The sequence below is a fragment of the Parahaliea mediterranea genome (genome assembly GCF_003402235.1).
Classification (GTDB): domain Bacteria; phylum Pseudomonadota; class Gammaproteobacteria; order Pseudomonadales; family Halieaceae; genus Parahaliea; species Parahaliea mediterranea.
In genome coordinates this window covers 515,270-532,025 of record NZ_QEWO01000002.1, presented here as the reverse complement: position 1 = coordinate 532,025, position 16,756 = coordinate 515,270, and the positions used below count along the sequence as shown (strand labels likewise).

The 16,756-nt window shown below is 60.5% G+C and carries 13 protein-coding genes; 7 read left to right on the top strand and 6 right to left on the bottom strand.

Going from position 1 to position 16,756, the window contains the following annotated elements; translation table 11 throughout:
* Positions 1–29 precede the first annotated feature (29 nt).
* The gene (locus DDZ17_RS07870) at positions 30–593 is read right to left on the bottom strand and encodes a MarR family winged helix-turn-helix transcriptional regulator (protein WP_116365554.1); all 564 of its coding nucleotides are present in this window, start codon (positions 591–593) and stop codon (positions 30–32) included.
* 452 nt (positions 594–1,045) lie between these two features.
* Between DDZ17_RS07870 and DDZ17_RS07865 the strand changes: the two genes are divergently transcribed.
* Genes DDZ17_RS07865 through DDZ17_RS07855 form a run of 3 tightly spaced genes read left to right on the top strand, consistent with a single transcriptional unit; the run spans position 1,046 to position 5,478 of the window.
* The gene (locus DDZ17_RS07865; protein ID WP_116365552.1) at positions 1,046–1,921 is read left to right on the top strand and encodes an alpha/beta hydrolase; all 876 of its coding nucleotides are present in this window, start codon (positions 1,046–1,048) and stop codon (positions 1,919–1,921) included.
* A gap of 51 nt (positions 1,922–1,972) precedes the next feature.
* Complete coding sequence (locus DDZ17_RS07860; protein ID WP_116365550.1) at positions 1,973–4,252, top strand: TonB-dependent receptor; 2,280 nt, start codon at positions 1,973–1,975, stop codon at positions 4,250–4,252.
* Between the two features lie 14 nt (positions 4,253–4,266).
* Positions 4,267–5,478 carry an MFS transporter gene (locus DDZ17_RS07855; RefSeq protein WP_116365548.1) on the top strand — a complete coding sequence of 404 codons (1,212 nt, stop codon included), beginning with the start codon at positions 4,267–4,269 and terminating at the stop codon, positions 5,476–5,478.
* A 242-nt stretch (positions 5,479–5,720) separates the two neighbouring features.
* On the opposite strand, the gene DDZ17_RS22700 is transcribed toward DDZ17_RS07855, so the two are convergent.
* Both DDZ17_RS22700 and DDZ17_RS07845 read right to left on the bottom strand, forming a co-directional pair.
* The gene (locus tag DDZ17_RS22700; protein ID WP_206613477.1) at positions 5,721–5,885 is read right to left on the bottom strand and encodes a hypothetical protein; all 165 of its coding nucleotides are present in this window, start codon (positions 5,883–5,885) and stop codon (positions 5,721–5,723) included.
* Between the two features lie 107 nt (positions 5,886–5,992).
* Positions 5,993–6,316 (bottom strand): winged helix-turn-helix transcriptional regulator, encoded by a 324-nt coding sequence (locus DDZ17_RS07845; RefSeq protein ID WP_241505819.1) that lies wholly within the window; start codon positions 6,314–6,316, stop codon positions 5,993–5,995.
* Positions 6,317–6,484: 168 nt separating this feature from the next.
* On the opposite strand from DDZ17_RS07845, the gene DDZ17_RS07840 reads away from it, so the two are divergent.
* Complete coding sequence (locus DDZ17_RS07840; RefSeq protein ID WP_116365542.1) at positions 6,485–7,234, top strand: SDR family oxidoreductase; 750 nt, start codon at positions 6,485–6,487, stop codon at positions 7,232–7,234.
* A 43-nt stretch (positions 7,235–7,277) separates the two neighbouring features.
* Here DDZ17_RS07840 and DDZ17_RS07835 read toward each other — a convergent pair whose 3' ends face one another.
* Positions 7,278–8,759 (bottom strand): Na+/H+ antiporter NhaC family protein, encoded by a 1,482-nt coding sequence (locus DDZ17_RS07835; RefSeq protein ID WP_116365540.1) that lies wholly within the window; start codon positions 8,757–8,759, stop codon positions 7,278–7,280.
* A gap of 79 nt (positions 8,760–8,838) precedes the next feature.
* Positions 8,839–11,199 carry a TonB-dependent receptor gene (locus DDZ17_RS07830; protein WP_170150179.1) on the bottom strand — a complete coding sequence of 787 codons (2,361 nt, stop codon included), beginning with the start codon at positions 11,197–11,199 and terminating at the stop codon, positions 8,839–8,841.
* A 202-nt stretch (positions 11,200–11,401) separates the two neighbouring features.
* On the opposite strand from DDZ17_RS07830, the gene DDZ17_RS07825 reads away from it, so the two are divergent.
* The 3 genes from DDZ17_RS07825 to DDZ17_RS07815 all read left to right on the top strand — a co-directional run bounded on the left by DDZ17_RS07825 (position 11,402) and on the right by DDZ17_RS07815 (position 14,550).
* Positions 11,402–12,250, top strand: a complete 849-nt coding sequence (locus DDZ17_RS07825) for a helix-turn-helix domain-containing protein (protein WP_116365536.1) — start codon at positions 11,402–11,404, stop codon at positions 12,248–12,250.
* A 110-nt stretch (positions 12,251–12,360) separates the two neighbouring features.
* Positions 12,361–13,140 (top strand): enoyl-CoA hydratase/isomerase family protein, encoded by a 780-nt coding sequence (locus tag DDZ17_RS07820; RefSeq protein WP_157976528.1) that lies wholly within the window; start codon positions 12,361–12,363, stop codon positions 13,138–13,140.
* 45 nt (positions 13,141–13,185) lie between these two features.
* Entirely contained in the window at positions 13,186–14,550 is a 1,365-nt protein-coding gene (locus tag DDZ17_RS07815) for a phenylacetate--CoA ligase family protein (protein ID WP_157976527.1), read from the top strand.
* A gap of 27 nt (positions 14,551–14,577) precedes the next feature.
* Here DDZ17_RS07815 and DDZ17_RS07810 read toward each other — a convergent pair whose 3' ends face one another.
* Positions 14,578–16,707: a TonB-dependent siderophore receptor gene (locus DDZ17_RS07810; RefSeq protein ID WP_116365530.1), complete on the bottom strand. Its 2,130-nt coding sequence runs from the start codon at positions 16,705–16,707 to the stop codon at positions 14,578–14,580.
* Between the last annotated feature and the right edge of the window lie 49 nt (positions 16,708–16,756).

Below are 16,756 nucleotides of genomic sequence, written 5' to 3'. Positions count from 1 at the left end.
GGCAGAACCAGGGGGCTGGGAAGACCGGATTAGCCGTCGAGCACCCCCGCATAACTCGGGGAGGTGATGTGGTTGAAAATCCGCGACAACATTGCTGTTAATGATTTTCGCTCCTTTTCGCTGAGCACGCTTAAGGCATCGGCTTGGATCGTATAAGCGATCGGCTGCAGGTGAGTGATCAGGCTTTCACCTTCTGGTGTCAGGCAGACATTGACAACCTTGCCATTGACCTCCGACCGGCTTTTCTCCACCAAGTCGCGCGACACCAACTGATTGATAATACGGCTGACAACGGATTGCTCAATTACGATATCGCGTGCCAGATCGCCGATGCTGATCGGTTGCGCGTTGGCGATAACCTGCAAGGCGCGAAACTGGACAACGTTGATGCCCGATTCGCGAAGGTGTTCCAGCAGCAGCATGTTGAGGGCGTGTGTCACACAGCTCAACTCATGAGGGAGATAGCCACCTTTTATGGTGCGATATTCCTCGCTATCGAACCGCTTCACCGGTTTCCGTTTTGTCAGTGTCCGGTTTGATCCAGGCGGACTGTTTCCACCCTCCGGCTTTTGATGCCTGCTTTTTTTCTGCATTGATAAGTTCCAGGGGCATAGACGAGCAACTGTGACGTAGCCGGTGCTGCAAGCCTGTCAACAACGAAATAGACCCTGCGCCAGCGGCATTTGGCGCAGGGCGCGGGCTGCCTGAGGCTAGCTCCTATTACAGGAGGGGCTTGCTTATGTTACCGAATTTCTATGCCAGGCTGAATCATCCAGATGCGTGGCATGATCGAAGGTAATCCGCGCTTGATTCCGGTTGTCAGTGTTGACTGGAGTAGCGCGGAATACCGCAGGACTATTTAAGTCTAAAATATTTTATCAATACACTTGTAATTACAGATGTAAAGGCATAATGTTTGATTCAGGCGTTGTTCGAGGTAAGCCGATGGATCGCATTGGTCGTGGTATGAGCTATATCCGTCCGGTGCGCGATTCATATTCGGGCTACCCCGGGAAATAGAGTCCGACAATAAAAGGAGCGTCCCGTGTCGCTAGATGATATGCCAATCCAGCCACCTCTCAGGCTACCTGAGGGAAATGCATACGGTGAGCGTGTACTGGCCGCCTCGCGATCAGTGCTGGAGACACACGAGGGGCATTTTGATCAGTCTTACGGGCCGGACTACTGGCAGAAGGTGGATATATTCCTCCCTCCGGTACAGTCAGCCGCGGGGTTGCCATTGTTGGTCTTTGCCCACGGTGGGTCCTGGGTGGGAGGGTACAAGGAGTGGATGGCCTATATGGCGCCTGCTGTGACGACAATCCCCGCCATATTCGTATCTGTGTCCTATCGATTGGCGCCGAAAAATCTCTACCCGCTTCCTTTCAATGACTGCTGCGACGCGATCCGTCTAGTGTATGAGCGGGCGGAATCGCTGGGCGGCGACAAGTCACGCATTTACGTCGGAGGTCATTCCGCGGGGGGGCACTTGATGAGTCTGGCCGCGGTGCGCGCAGACTGGCAGCGCGAGCGTAATCTTCCCACGGATGTCATTAAGGGGTGCTTGTCGATCAGCGGCGTTTATGACCTACAAACGGCACACCTTGACGCGGCAGAAAAAGCCGCTCGGAGCAATGCCTTGATCGATTGTCCGGCCAACGAGACATCCGCCAGCCCTATTGCGCATGTTTCGGCATCATCACCGCCCTTCGTCATTAGCGTAGGGGAGTTGGACTTTCCCCCGCTCAAGCAGCAGGCAAGGGCGATGCGCGATCAGCTTGAGGCGGCTGGTGTCGCAGTGACCTTCCAGGATATTGCTAATGCTGATCACTTCGCTACCAGTGAATATTGCGTGAGTGCCGGTCATCCCTGGCTGGCTGAGGCGGGTCGATTCCTGTGGGCGAACCACACCGAAAGGTGACGGCAGATAGCCGGTAGCTACTTCATACCAATTGTTCAGGTGGAATTAGAGATGAAAAGAATAAGTCGTTCCCAATTAACGCCCCGCACTATGGCGGTCTACTGTTTGTCGCCGTTGGCGATGGCCCACGCAAATCTTGTTGGCGCGGTCGACAACGTGGCCGGCAGCGCTCGGTTGGAAGAAGTGATTGTAACTGCCGAGAAGCGACAGGCCAGTATTCAGGATGTCCCCATCGCGGTGACAGCCCTGTCTGGCGATAGCCTACAGCAGCAAGGTATCAATGATGTCGCTGCGATCGCGGTGAAGATCCCCAATTTCGACTTTGGAGAGTCATTCGGTGCTGCGAAGCTGTCCATTCGCGGCATCAGCTACAGTAACTTGTCCACGGGCGCCGAGGGCAGTGTTGCTTATAATTTGAATGGCGTCTATGTCTCGCGGCCAGCGGCGCAGCTGGGCAGCTTTTTCGACGTGGACCGGGTAGAGGTACTTCGCGGTCCACAGGGCACGCTGTATGGCCGAAACGCAACCGGTGGCGCTGTGAATATCTACACTGCCAAACCGGACGAGTACTGGTCCGGGTTTGCGCAGCTGAGTCTTGAAAACTACGAGCACAGAATCTTGGAGGGGGCAGTTGGTGGACCGCTGGGCGCGAACCTGGGTATGAGGCTTGCCGTTTTCGACCAGCAGAGAGATGGTTATGGGAAAAATATCGTCACCGGAAAGGAGGTGGATAATATTGATGCCACCAGCGCTCGGGCCACTTTCACTTGGACCCCTTCCTCGGTGCTTTCGATTGACCTCATTGCCGACACCAGTCACCAGAAGGATGCATCCAGGGCAACGCGTACGGTCGCCCAGAGGGGCCTGACGGGTGAGGAGGGAGTATCCGGGGAACCTATTCTTGGTGTTCAGCTTGGCGGTACGGCTTTGCTGCAACAATTTGACATTGCCAGTGATATTCAGCCGCGCTATTCCCGGCGCTCGGAAGGGATAACTCTGGATGCGAGTTGGGACGTTTCGGATTCGTTAACCATCCGGTCGCTCACTGCCTACCGTAGCTCGGAGTTTAGCTTGAACAGCGATCTCGACGGGACCGACGTGGCACTGAGCCAGATTTTCTACGATGAGGAGTCCGTGCAGTACTCCCAGGAGTTCAACGTCCACTATAGTGGCGATAGGCTTCAGTGGACAGCAGGTGCCTTTATCTTCGATGAGGACATTGACGGCGTGTTCTGGACGCCCGGGGCTCCGCCGCAGGATCCGGGGAGTTTTCTCGCAGCGTATGCGGCTGGCGGTACCATCAACACGCGCGCGTACGCCATTTTTGGGCAGTTGGAGTATTCTCTAACGGATCAGCTTGCGTTGATTTTGGGGGGACGGTTCAGCAGTGAAGAAAAAGAAGACAAGGATTTGTACACCGATTTTGTCACCGATACCAAATTCCTTGAGCCAGCTGACATGGATCGCCCCAATCCGCCATTATCTGGGCCTTTTGAACAGTCCGAGCGTTGGGATTCTTTTACGCCAAAGGTGGGGGTCAACTATCACCTGACCCAGGATACGCTGTTGTACGGCTCTATTTCGGAGGGGTTCAAGGCCGGGGTCTTCAATCTTGGCGCGACTTCGGTTATTCCCGTGAGTGGCGGCGAGGTCGCGCTGAGTAACCCGCCAGTTGACCCCGAGTCTGTGTGGGCCTATGAAGTGGGGGTAAAGTCGGATTTGCTGGACCAGTCGTTACGATTGAACTCGGCGGCGTTCTACTACGACTACTCTGATCTGCAGTTGACTAAGATTGTCGGCTTGTTGGCCACGTTGACCAATGCCGCCAAGGCGGAAATTTATGGTCTGGAGATCGAAGCCGAGTACCAGGCATCCGAAAGTCTTAACGTGCAGTTGACTGGCGGGTGGCTGCATGCGCGCTTTAGCGAGTTTGACAGCACCGACCCAGGGCGCCCGACGCTGGGCGTGCAGGACTTGTCCGGCAACCAGCTGCCCCAGGCGCCAGAGTTTTCCGTGGGATTGGGTATCGAGTATAGCGTGTTCTTGCCGCGCGGTATTCTCACACCCACTCTTCAGGCAAACTGGCGTTCGCGCAATTATTTTGACGAGTTCAATATCGAGGTGATCTCCCAGGCGGAGCACACAAAGGTGGACTTGTCCCTGTCCTACCAGGACGAGAGTGGGTTCGAGCTAGTCGCGTTTGTGCGCAACTTGACGGATGAGGAGACACTGGAAACCGCGTACCAATCCAGTGGTAGGTTGGGTTACAACATCAATGGTTTTCTCTCGCCGCCCAGAACCTATGGGATTCGCGCGCGGTACACCTTCTGAGCGGGCGTGTGGCGATGTCTGCTGAACAAAAGGCTGGGGCTCGTCAGGGGTTGACCATCCTGGCGGGATCCGCGCTCCCTGTTATGGGCGTGGTGCTACTGGCGCCCGTGGCCCAGAATTTGCGCGAGCAGTTGTCTGACGCGTCGTTGCCCTTTGATGTCACGTCCCTTGTATTGACCGCGCCGGCACTGGCGATCGCCCTGTTCTCGCCCCTGGCGGGGTATTTCGTAGACCGTGTCGGGCGCCGGCCGGTTTTATTGAGCATGCTGTTGCTCTATGGGGTCGTTGGGATGGCGCCCGTTTTGCTGAACCATCCACTGGCCATCGTTGCGGCCCGCTTTCTCCTGGGCATTGCGGAAGCCGGGATCCTGGCAGCTAACTTCGCCCTGATCGGCGATTATTTTCAGGGAGAGCAGAGGCGCCGCTGGATAGCCTATAAGAGCAGCGTGGCGGCATTGATGGCCACACTGTTCTATATCGTGGGCGGCTTTCTGGGGGAATGGGGCTGGCGGGCCCCCTTTGCATTCTATGGTATTGGCATCTTGATAGCCCTACCTGCGGCTCGCTATGTTTTCGAGCCCCCGAAGTCTCCGCAAACAGAGCGCTACCCAGTTCCGTCGGCGCCTCGCGCTGGCGTTGTCTTGCCCTACCTCGTGATTACACTGCTGTGCGCCATCTTGTTCTATATCGTACCGCTGCAGTTGGGCTTGTTTCTTGAGCGTCGGGGTGAGTTTCCCCTCTCGGCGATTGGCGTCATGATTGCTCTCGCCGGCTTGGGAAACCCGGTCGGCGCGCTGGCTTTTCGGTTTCTAAGTCATATCAGCTTGCCCGTGTTGATGCTTGCCAGTGCCCTGCTGGCGGGGGCGGGCCTAGTGGTGGCCGCCATGTCGCCCGGGGCGCCGGCCTTGGTGCTGGGTGGATTCATTAATCAGGTGGGTTGTGGGCTGTTCGTGCCGATAACCGTGTCCTCGCTGTTGCAGGTTGCGCCCTCGGAGCGCCGCGGAACCAGTGGAGGAGCCTGGAGTACGGCCTTCTTTATCGGCCAGTTTTTTTCTCCCCTGTTCGTCGCAGAGCTGATACAGCGATCCTCTGCGGGCGGGGAACTGCTGATGCTCGGCCTGATAAACCTGGCGATTGGGGTAGTGGCTTACTTCGCGCTGCGCGGTGTTCGCCGTGTGCCGGCCAGCGGTGAGTCCGCTCGTGTTGATATCAAGGGGCTTGGGTAGCAGTGCGGATTTTAGCGGCGGCAAGTTAGAGTGCTCGCGAGCTGCATTTTTTGGCAAGTGAATCGTACCGCTCAGATTGCCTTGCTATCCCCAAGCTCCCGGGTGTGTCTGCCTTATAGTAATAAGTTTGACGGGCAACACCCGACTAGTCACAGGCCTTGCGAACCGGAACCTGTGTATCCTCTGCCGCCATCTCGTCAATGAGGTGCTTAACGATTCGTCGCTGGAGTCGAGATGGCGCGTTAGCTGAGTCTGCCCCTGTTTATGGGCATTTTTCTGAACCCGAGCTCGATCATGGTTTCGCCGTCAGCCTGTTTCAGGTCACGCAGCTGCTTCTCGTACTGCTCAGCTATATCTTTGGGGTTGGCCCTCAGAGCGTTTTTCATCCCGGCTTCAGCATCGTACATCCAGGATTCAATTTCGGCTTGGTTGAGATCGTAGTCCCAGGCGGCCCCTGGGATCGTGGTTTGGCCGCAGTAGAGCTGCTTGATCAGCTCCGCCTTGCGTCTTCTGCCTATTTCGGTGCTTCAGTGATTCCCACGGACAAAGCCTTGCCATTTTTTCGCATCCAATCAGCAAGCGAATCTAGAGTGGGTTTCAATGACTTCCCCAAAGCGGTGACCTGGTACTCCACGCGAGGTGGAACTTCGGCGTAAACCCGTCGCCGTACCAGCTTGCGTTGCTCGAAAAGGCGTAGCTGGCGTGTTAGCTCCTTCTGCGTTATTGGCGCGACGGCGCGTTTCAGCGTGCTGAAACGCACGGGGGCGTCGATAACAATGAGGCGATAGAGAATGGGGATAGCCCACTTGCCCGATATCAGATTGACGAAGCTCACCATAGGGCACGGCTCGTTTTCGTCAACCGACGGGGAGGTGGAATGGATTGTGGGCGGTATATGGCGGGCCATAGGTATACAAATGCCTTTTTAGTATCAATTTGGTGCCTACTATACAAAAGATACTAATGCGACAACAATGCGTATCCAGCCAGCATATGGGAAGTGCGCATGAAACGTTTACATGAAAAGTTTGCTTTGATCACAGGTGGCACCAGCGGCATCGGCCTTGAGGTCGCACGACAGTTCTGTGCCGAGGGCGCTACAGTCGCTATCACTGGCCGAGATGAGAAAGCTCTGAAGCTTGCAAAGGCGGAATTGGGTGGTACTACTTTGGTGCTCTGTAGCGATGCTGGAGATATCGATGCCCAGCGTGATTTGGCACAGTTACTTGTTAGTCAGTGGCCGCGTATCGACGTGGTCTATGTCAACGCCGGTGACGTCAATCATCGATCATTACAGGATTGGGATGAAACGACGTGGGATCGGCTCATGTCGATCAATTTGAAGGGGCCATTCTTTTTGATTCAGTCGCTCTTACCGTTACTTGCCAGTCCGTCATCTGTGATTCTTTGCGGATCAGTAAGCGCCCACATTGGTCTACCGCAAAGTAGTGCGTACGCTGCAAGTAAAGCAGGCCTTCTTTCACTGGCGCGCACGCTTTCGGGGGAGCTCGTTTCGCGCGGTATCCGGGTCAACGGCTTGAGCCCCGGGCCAACTGAGACTCCAGCGATGGGCAAGCTAGGGCTCTGCCCCGAGCAGCAGCGCATGATGCAGGATGACATCCGAAAATTGGTGCCCGTCGGCCGTATGGGAACGCCTTGGGAGTTGGCAAAAGCAGCCGTGTTTCTTGCTTCTGATGAATCTCGCTTTGTTGTTGGAACAGAATTGCTGGTTGATGGAGGTGTTTCCGGCCTTTAATTCACAGGCACGGTGCGTTCGCAGTATCTGCGGTTGTGGTGCGTCAGTGGGAGCTGTCATTCTTGGGTACGCCGCTCGCCGCGAATTTTGTTGCCGGGTCTGTGCGGTGTTCATACTGGCGGCCATAGCCGCTGATGACAGCCAGCAGCATTACACCCCAGATGAGCAGCGGGTAGTAGGTGCTGAGCAGGAAGTCGGTGCTGGCGGGTATGGCCAGGCCGGGGTATTGCTGCTGCAGCGGGGCGATGGTCATGAGCATGAGCAGTGGCCAGACGTGCCAGGGCACGACGAAGCTGAAGCTGTTGGCCACGCCGTCGAGGATGTTGGCGCGCCGGGTTGGGTGCAGGCTGCGGGCGCGGCCCAGTTCGTCGACGATGGGGCCGGCTATGACGGTGATTCTTGCCACCAGGCCGACCAGCAGGAAGTTGAACAGCCAGGTGACGCCGAACATGGTCAGCTCGGTTGCCCGGGCCGAGGCGCCAGCGCTGCCTTTGAGGCCGGCTACGATGGCATCGAGCAAGCCGTAGGCGCGCATGACGCCATAGGCGCCCATCATCAATACGATCATGATGATGGTGCCGAGGTTCTGGGTGGCCCCTTCCGTCAGAATGCCCTTTACCTGCCGGTCCTGCAGATAGGCAACCTGGTGCCAGTCGATCAGCCCGCAGCCCAGGGCCAGCAGCAGGCCGATGGCGGTGCCGTAGGTCAGGGCCTCGAAGACGCCGCGCCCGGCAATGGCGGCTATGACCACCAGCAGCATGGGTAGCAGCATGATCAGCCCCGCCGGGTGGGCGTTGCCGATGATGGGTGTTGATGCCTGCAGTGGCGCCTGGGCGCTGGCGCCGCCAATCACCAGGTACAGCACGCAACTGATAAGAAAGGCCGGGGCGGCGTATTTCAGGCGCGCCCGCACCACCTCGCCGATATCCGCGCAGCCGTCCCGGTAGCGGTAGCGCTGGGTGGAGGCGGAGATAATGGTGGTATCCGACACAGGGGCAAAGTGATCGCCCGTGGCGGCGCCACTGAGAATGGCGCCGGCGGCGATGGCGGGGTGCACGCCCATGGCCACCGCCGCGGGGTAGAGCACGGGCGTCATGATGACCACAATGCCCATCGAGGTGCCCATGGCGGTGCCGAGCACCGAGCAGGCAACGTAGGTAAACAGGGCGAAGAGGGCGGGCCCGGCGTGCATTTGCTGTGACAGCCAGATCAGCCCTTCGGCCAGTTGTGACTCCGCCAGTAATTTGCCGTAAATACCCACGATGAGGAACAGGGCGAACACCAGCATGCCGGTGGGGTCGCCCAGGGATCGGGTGACGGCATTCCAGTAGTGGCGTTTGTCCCTGGCCAGCAGAGACCCGACCATTAGACCAACCACGCCGCCAGTGATGACCACATCGGTGGACAGCACGCCGCGCAGGCTGAGGGCGATGGCCGGCGCCACCATCAGTAGCAGGGGGACGCAGGCGGCCCACCGGGTAACGTAGAATCCGCTCCCGCAGGGCTGTTCCGGGTTGCTGGTCATGGCGGTACTCGGTCGGGGTGGGGTGGATGCAGCATTGGCGCGGGCGGCCACGGGCCGGCCGCGCCATCAAGGCCGGCGCTTAGCTACCCCAGTGGTAGGTAAAGGACGCGCCCCAGATGCGCGGGTCACCGTAGAGGGTGTGCATGCCACGCAGTCCGTTGTCGCGCAGCAGCGTACGATAGCGCTCGTTGGTGAGGTTTTCCACAAACAGCATCACTTCCCAGTCGCTCTGGTGAGAGCCCAGCCCCAGCCGCAGGTTGGTCAGGGTGTAGGCCGGCTCCGTCAGCAGCGCGCCTTCGCGGGCGTTGGTGACCAGATTCAGGTCGCGCTCCGAGCGGTAGCTGACTTCCAGCTGCAGCATGCCATACAGCTCGCTGCTCAGGTCGTGCTGGTAGCGGCCGAGGAAATTGGCATTTACCTTGGCGTAGTTGGGGGTGTTGGTGCCTTCAATCGGGCTCGCGGGCATGCCGGGGATGGTGGCGCTGACCAGGTCACTGTCGACCAGCTTGGAATCAGTGTAGCCAAGCCCTAGCTGCAGGGTGAGCGCCTGAATCGGCTGGTAGGTCAGGTCCAGCTCGGCACCACTTACCTCCACGTCACCCACGTTGGTCAGCCGGGTGACCGCGACGGCGCCGCGGGTGTCGGTGGCGCTTTGTTGCACGTCTTTGCGGTCGTAGTAGAACACAGAGCCGTTCAGGCGCAGGCGATCGTCCAGCCAGTCGCTTTTCAGCCCGGCCTCGTAGGCGAGGATGGTCTCCTCGTCATAGGGCGCCAGCTGTTCCGGGGCGGTGATGAAGCCGCCGTAGAAGCCGCCGGTCTTGAACCCTTCCGACACACTGCCGTAGAACAGCAGGTTGTCTGCCGGGGTCCACTCCAGGGCCAGCTTGCCGCTCAGGTTGTCGAAGTCGGTATCGTCGTCGTAATCAATGAAGGTGGCCGTGTAGCCGCCAAAGTCCAGCACCTGCAGGCCCTTGAATTCCTTCTCGGCGTTGGTCTGGCGCACCTCGCCCACCAGGTTCCATTGCGGTTTGAAGCGCCACTCACCGTGGGCGTAGACCGCCAGGGCGCGGGTGGTTTGCTCGTAATCCTGATAGGTGCGCTGGGCACCGGCAAAGGCGACAGGCAGCAGGCCTTCGCTGCCGCGCAGGTCGCTGTTTTCGGTCAGGTCGTCTTCGCCGTAATTGATGCCGGCAACCCAGGAGACGGTTTCGCTGCCCTCGAAGGCGATGCGAAATTCCTGCGACCAGGAATCGATCTGGGTCTGGTAGTCGCTGTGGCTGTGTTCGATGGGCAGGCCGTCGAGGTCGGTGTCGCGCTGGTAGTCGATGGTGTCATAGGCGCTGATGGAGGTCAGCGTGTAGTCGCCCAGCATCAGGTTGGCGTTGATGCTGGCGCCGTACCAGGCGTTGTCCAGATAGCCGCCGAAGTCGGCGGCGGACAGGTAGCGACCGCCGCCCAGGCCGTAGTCGGCGGCGCCGCTGCCGGTGTTGTAAACGCAGTCTTCGTTCACGCCGCGCCCGGCCAGCAAGGAGGGGCAGAGGGCGGGAATCAGCGAGCTGACACCGATATGGTCCGCGTTGATGATGTCCATGCCGGCATCGGCCGCGGTGCCAAGGTCGGCAAAGGTGCCAACCGGTTGCAGCAGGGGCAGCTCCGACTGGTCGGCGCCGCCGTGGACTTTGAACAGCACATCCACGCTGTCATTGGGTTCCAGGCGCAGCAGGCTGCGCGCCGCCCAGCGGTCGGTTTCGCCGTGGTCAAAACCCCCGGTCACGCTTTCGTACTGGGTGTCGTCGCTCTGCTCCCAGCGACCGCTGAGGCGCATGGCCATCACATCGCCAAGGGGCAGGCTGGCCGCGCCCTCCAGCTGGCGCCGGTTGAAACGGCCATACTCCGCGTTGAGGTAGCCACTGGCCGCCTCGCCCACATAGGGCTTGTTGGAGATGATCTGCATGGCGCCGGAGATGCTGTTGCGCCCGTACAGCCCGCCCTGGGGGCCCTTGAGCAGCTCTACCCGTTCCAGGTCGAACATGGTGAAGTCGGCAGAGATGACGGAGGTCTGGTAGACATCGTCAATGTACAGGGCGGTGGTGGGGCTGTCGTTGACGCGAAAGTTCTGCAATCCCACGCCGCGAATGATCACGATGGGCACGCCGCCGCCGGAAATGTTCAGGGAGCTGACGTTGGGGATGAAGCGGGCCAGGTCTTCCACCTGGGCGATACCCTGTTCGCGCAGGGCATCACCGCTCAAGGCGGCAACCGACAGGCCCAGGTCCTGGCTGCTCTGGGCGCGTTTCTGCGCGGTGACGACAACTTCTTCCAGGGCCCAGGTGCCAGTGCCTGTAGCGGTGTTCTGTGCGCCTGCGGAGGCGGCACAAACGGCCAGTGCCAGGGCGGAGCACAGGGCCCCCGGACGGTAGTGGAAACGCGGGTGGGTCATAGCCATTCTCCTGTTGTTCTAGAGTGCCCCGCAGCGTGCGTCGCCAGTAAGGGACGCTGCGCATTGTCGGTAGCTGGTGGCCGCGTTACCATGACCTCGCAGGTCCGGTCGCTGGCAAGGCGGGCCGGGCCGCGGGCAGGTACCGCAGGCAATGAACGGGCAATGAGCAGCCAATGAACAACAGGCAAGGCGCGAACGAAGCATGGCAAACTCAGGTGATGCGGGGCCGGTAGCGTTTGGTCGTATGCTGAGGTTCTGGCGCGGCGTGTTCGAGGTCAGTCAGGAAGAGCTCGCCCACCGCATTGAATCTGCCAGCCGCTATATCAGCCGCCTTGAAAAGGGCGATGCCAGGCCGAGCAAGGAAATGGTGGAGCGCATTGCCAGTGCGCTTGCCCTGGGCTTGAGAGATACCACCAATCTGCTGCTTGCCGCGGGCTACACCGACTATTCGAGCTCCCTGCACCTTGATCAACCGGAATTCGAGCACCGCCGGAAAGAGCTGCTGCTGAAGCTGAAGGCGCTGGACCCGCATCCCGCCCTGTTGATCGACATGACCGGCCGCATCCTGATGGTCAATCGCGCCTGGGCTGCCCTGCAGGCGCAACTTGACCCCCAGCACCGGGTAGCCGACACCGATAACATCTTTGGCTTTCTGTTTGACTACGCCGCGCTGAACCAACTGCCCCAGCAGTGGAGTGGCACGCTCGCGGTGCTGATGCTGTCGCTGCAGCAGCTGCTGTTTTTGCAGGGCGATGACAACCAGGACCTTTTGGCGCTGCTTGAGCGACTGGAAGCCTCGCCCTATGCCCCCGATAACTGGGCGGCGCAGGCGGCCGCACGTGGCGCCGGCCAGCAGTTTCAGGCCAACCTCCAGCTTGGCGAGACGGTGCACAGTTTTGTCATTCACAGCCACATCGAAAACCTGCTGGGCCCGCTGGTGTTCTCATCGGTGCCCAACATGGCCATGATGACCTTCACCCCGCCGGAAGGTGAGCTGGACCTTGCGGCGCTGTGCGCACACGGTGGCGAGCACCCGCTGCTCTTCTACTGACCCCCAGCGGTACAACCCGGACCTGCCGGGTCATGGTGGGCCCGTTGGCACATCGACATAATCCTGATTCAACGCGATGACCTTCCCGATCGAATAAAGGAGACATGGATATGCCGGTGGTGACTTATGCGCTTGAAGACCACGTTGCGCTGATTACCCTCAATCGCCCCGAGGCGATGAACACCTTCAACCCGGATATGTACCGTGAATTCAATGCCGCCACGGCACGTTTTCGCGACGATGATGCCGCCTGGGTGGCGGTGATCGCCGCCGCTGGCGAGCGCGCGTTTTCCGCGGGGGTGGATATCAAGGCGCTGGATGCACTGGCCGCCTCGGCGGATGACCCCGCCGCGCTGGCGCAGTCCTTCGATATTGAGCTGGAGGGGGAGTATTACTGCGACAAGCCCATCCTTGCGGCCATACAGGGCTACTGCATTGGCGAGGGGCTGAGCATGGCGCTGGGGTGCGATTTGCGCATTGCCGGCGAAGGGGCCACCTTCGCGCTGCCGGAAAGCCGCGTGGGCCTGCCCACCATCAACGCCGCCATGCACGGTGCGCGCATCATGGGCACCGCCAACGCGCTGGAACTGCTGCTGCTGGGCGAGCAGCGCGATGCCGCCTGGGCCTACCGCACCGGCCTTGTCAATCGCGTGGTGCCGGATGACCAGGTGCTTGCCGAAACCCTTGCCTGGGCGCACAAAATTGCCGCCTTGAGCCCGCTGGCCAACCGCATCACCAAGGCCATGGCCGTGCAGGGGCAGGCCCAGGGCTTTGCCGAAACCGCCGCTGTGGGCGCCCGCCGCCGGGATGCCCTGCTGGCCAGCCACGATGCCGCCGAAGGGCGCCGCGCCTTTCTGGAGAAGCGGGCACCCCGGTTTATCGGGGCCTGAGCAGGCCGTGTTGGTTGATACCGAAGCTCGAACATGGGGAGTCACATGAGTAACCTTTCCTGGAAAGACCCATCGCGCCTGGACATTACCAGCGATCCGGTGCGACAGATGCAGTTCGCGCTGCTTAAAAAGCAGCTGCTGCGCATCTATGAACAATCGCCGTACTACCGGGAGAAGTTTGACCGCGCCGGTGTTGACCCCAACCAGTTCACGTCGCTGGCGCAGTTTCAGGCGTATCCGCTGTTCGACAAGTACGAAGAGCGCGAGAGCCAGGCGCGCTCCCGGGCCGAACTTGGCCACCCGCTTGGCATGCATCTCACCTGTGACCACCGGGCCGTTAACCGCATCAGCGCCTCTTCCGGCACCACCGGCACGCCCAGCTTCCAGGGCCACACCGCCAACGACCGCGCGATCATGAATCGCAATTTTGCACGCATGGCGGAGCTCACCGGCCTGCGCCCCGGAGACCGGGTGATGATGGCCGGTGTGATGAGCATGTGGGTGGCCGGCATTCCCACGGTGGATGCCCTGTTGGCCTACGGCGCCAACGTCATTCCCATCGGTGGACTGGTGGGCTCGGCCAAGGTGATCGAGATGATCGAACTCACCCGGCCCGAGGTGATTGTGTGCACGCCCTCCTTTGCCCGCCAGTTGCTGAAAAAGGCCCGGGAAGAACTGCAGGTGGATCTTGCCACCATGGGCGTGCGCAATCTGTCGGTGTACGGCGAGCCGGGTGGCAGTGTGCCGGAGATCGTGCAGGAGCTGTCCACCGGCTTTGGCGGTGCGGAAATCTTCGACATGAGCGGTGGCACCGGCTGCCTCAACCCGATCTTCAGCCAGTGCCGGGAGCACGATGGCATGCACTTCATCGCGCCGGACAGCGCCTACATTGAGCTGTACGACCGCGAAAGCGGCCAGGTGCTGCCCTGGGAAGATGGTGCCGAGGGCGAGTTTGTCTACACCGGCCTCGACCGCGAATGTGGCCCCCTGATCCGCTTTATGGACGGCGACAAGATGCGGGTAAAAATGCAGCCCTGTGCCTGCGGGCTGCCCGGCATGCGTTTTGAGATACTGGGGCGGGTGGACGACATGCTGCTGGTGAAGGGCGTGAACGTCTTCCCCAGCGCTGTGCGCGATCTGGTGCTGGGCTTTGACGGCGAGGTGACCGGCAATGTGCGCGTGGTGAAATCCGATGCATCGCCGGTGATCCAGCCGCCAATGACGGTCCGGGTGGAGTGCCGGGGGCGGCCGGATGAGGCTGCCCGGGCGGACCTGAAGCAGCGCCTGGAAGCGCGCATCCAGCGTCAGCTGCGCTTTCGCGCCGATGTCCTGCTGTACCCCGAGGGGGAGCTGGTTATGGAATACGGCGCCACGGGCAAGGTGAAACTGCTGGAAGACGCACCCGGCTGACGGCAGCCGGGGCGCTACAAGCCTTGCTCAGAACGCCCAACTCGCCGATACGTTCACGCTGCGCGGCGCGGCGTAGTAGACCTGCTCATACTTCACCGAGCTGAAGTATTCTTCATCGAAGGCGTTGTCCACGTTCAGGCTCACCGACAGGCCTTCGGTGATGGCGTAGCTGGCGTAGCCGCCCACCACCACGTAGTTGTCCTGCTGGATGCGGCCGTAGGCGGAATCAAAGTAGATGTCGTCCTGCCAGCGGGTGGACAGGCCCATGGCCAGCTTCGGCAGGGCCTGGGGCTGCCAGGTCATCAGCAGCTTCAGGGTATTGCGCGGGATGAAGGTGCGCGCTTCGTCGCCGTTTTCATCCTCCAGGCTGAGGTGGGTGTAGCCGGCCTGCAGGCGCAGCTCGCCGGTAATCTGCCCGGCCAGTTCTATCTCTACGCCCTCGGATTCAACATCGATACCGCGGTAGAGGGAGTAGTCGAAGTCATCACTGTAGTCGGTGTCGTCGATGCCATCGCCATCACCGTAGGCCTTGAACTCCTCCAGGTTGCTCTGCTCGGTGCGAAACAGGGCAAGGGTCAGCAGGGTGTTGTTGGCAAAGGCCTTCTTCAGCCCCAGCTCGTAGCTCTTGCCCTCTGCGGAGCCCAGGGGGTTCAGGTCTTCTCCCAGCACGTACTGGGGCTGGTAGATGTCGCTGTAGCTGCCGTAGGCGTTCAGGCCGTCCAGCACTTCCCAGGTGAAGCCAATGTAGGGGTTGGTGCCGTCTTCGCTGGCGCTGGTGGGCACGCCGTAGCTCACCCCGTCGTTGGTGTAGTCGACGGCGCTGGCGCCCAGGATCAGGTTGAGGTTGTCGGTCAGCGCCAGCAGCAGCGAGCCGTATATGCGGTCCAGATCAATGTCCTGCTCGGCGGAGACGATGGGCGCGGCAAACGCCGGGCGCGGTACTTCGCGCCCGTTCCAGCCGGGGAAGGGCGGCATCACGTCAAAGCCGCTCTGCGCGGCGTAGGACAACCCTTCGGATTCACTGCGCGCCGAGCTGACCCCGAACTGCAACTGGTGTTGCTGGCCCCAGGCGTTAAACCTGCCGCTCAGGCTGGCGTCCAGCACCAGGCTGTCGCGCTCGTCCGCGTATTTGCCGGGGTAGCCGAGCAGCCCCAGCCCGGTGGCCGCGTCCAGCCCAACGCCGGTGTTGGCGTACACGTAGAAGATTTCGGAGTTGTCCTGGTAGTCGATTTGCCGGGCCGAGGTGGTCAGGAGCCAGTGGTCGCTGATCTGCCAGCCCAGTTCCGCAAACAGCTCGTCGCTCTGGGTGTCCCAGTAGGTCCAGTCCATGGCGGTGCTGGTGGATACGTTGTAGTCGATGGCCGTGCCGTCGTTATACAGCGCCGGCACGGCGCCCCACAGAACGCCGTCGCTGTTATTGTCCTGGTGGGTGTAGCCTGCGGCCAGGGTCACGGTGTCGGTCAGCTGCCCGTCCACCACCACGTAGGCCACCTGGCGGTTGTTGCTGTAGTGGTCCAGCCAGCCATCGGCGTCCTGGTAGGCCAGCACGGCGCGGGCCGCCCAGGAGCCGCTCTCGGTCAGCGGCACGGATACGTCCACTTCCGCGCGCTGGTTGTCCCAGCTGCCCCCGGTCAGCTTGATGCTGCTTGCCAATGCGTTGGTGGGGCGTTTGCGCACATAGTTGATGGTGCCGGAGGGATTGCCAAGGCCGGTAATCAGGCCGTTGGAGCCGCGGATAATCTCGACATTCTCGTAAATCACGGTGTCAATGTCGCCCACAATCAGGTTACCAAAAGGCATGCCCACGCCGTCGATGTGCATGCTGGTAATGTCGAAACCGCGCGCGCTATAGGTGGTGCGGTCGGTCTCGGTGGGATCCACATTCACACCGGTCGCCATCTTCAGCAGGGTGTTGATGTTGGTCAGGCCAAAGTCCTGCATGGTCTGTGCGTTGATGATGCTCAAGGATTGCGGGGTTTCGTAGACGCTGAGGTCCAGGCCCGTTGCGCCGCGGCTTTTGCGATCTTCCCGGATGGCGGTAATGATCATTTCTTCCATGGCGCTGGCGGCTTCTGGCTGGGCCAGGGCCGTGGGCGTAGCCAGCGCGCAATAGGCGAGAACGGCGCCGGCGATGGCGGCAGGCAACGGTTTTTTCATGGGTCCCCCGGTTGAACGAAGCTATGAGCAGGGGGCGCATTCTATGGGC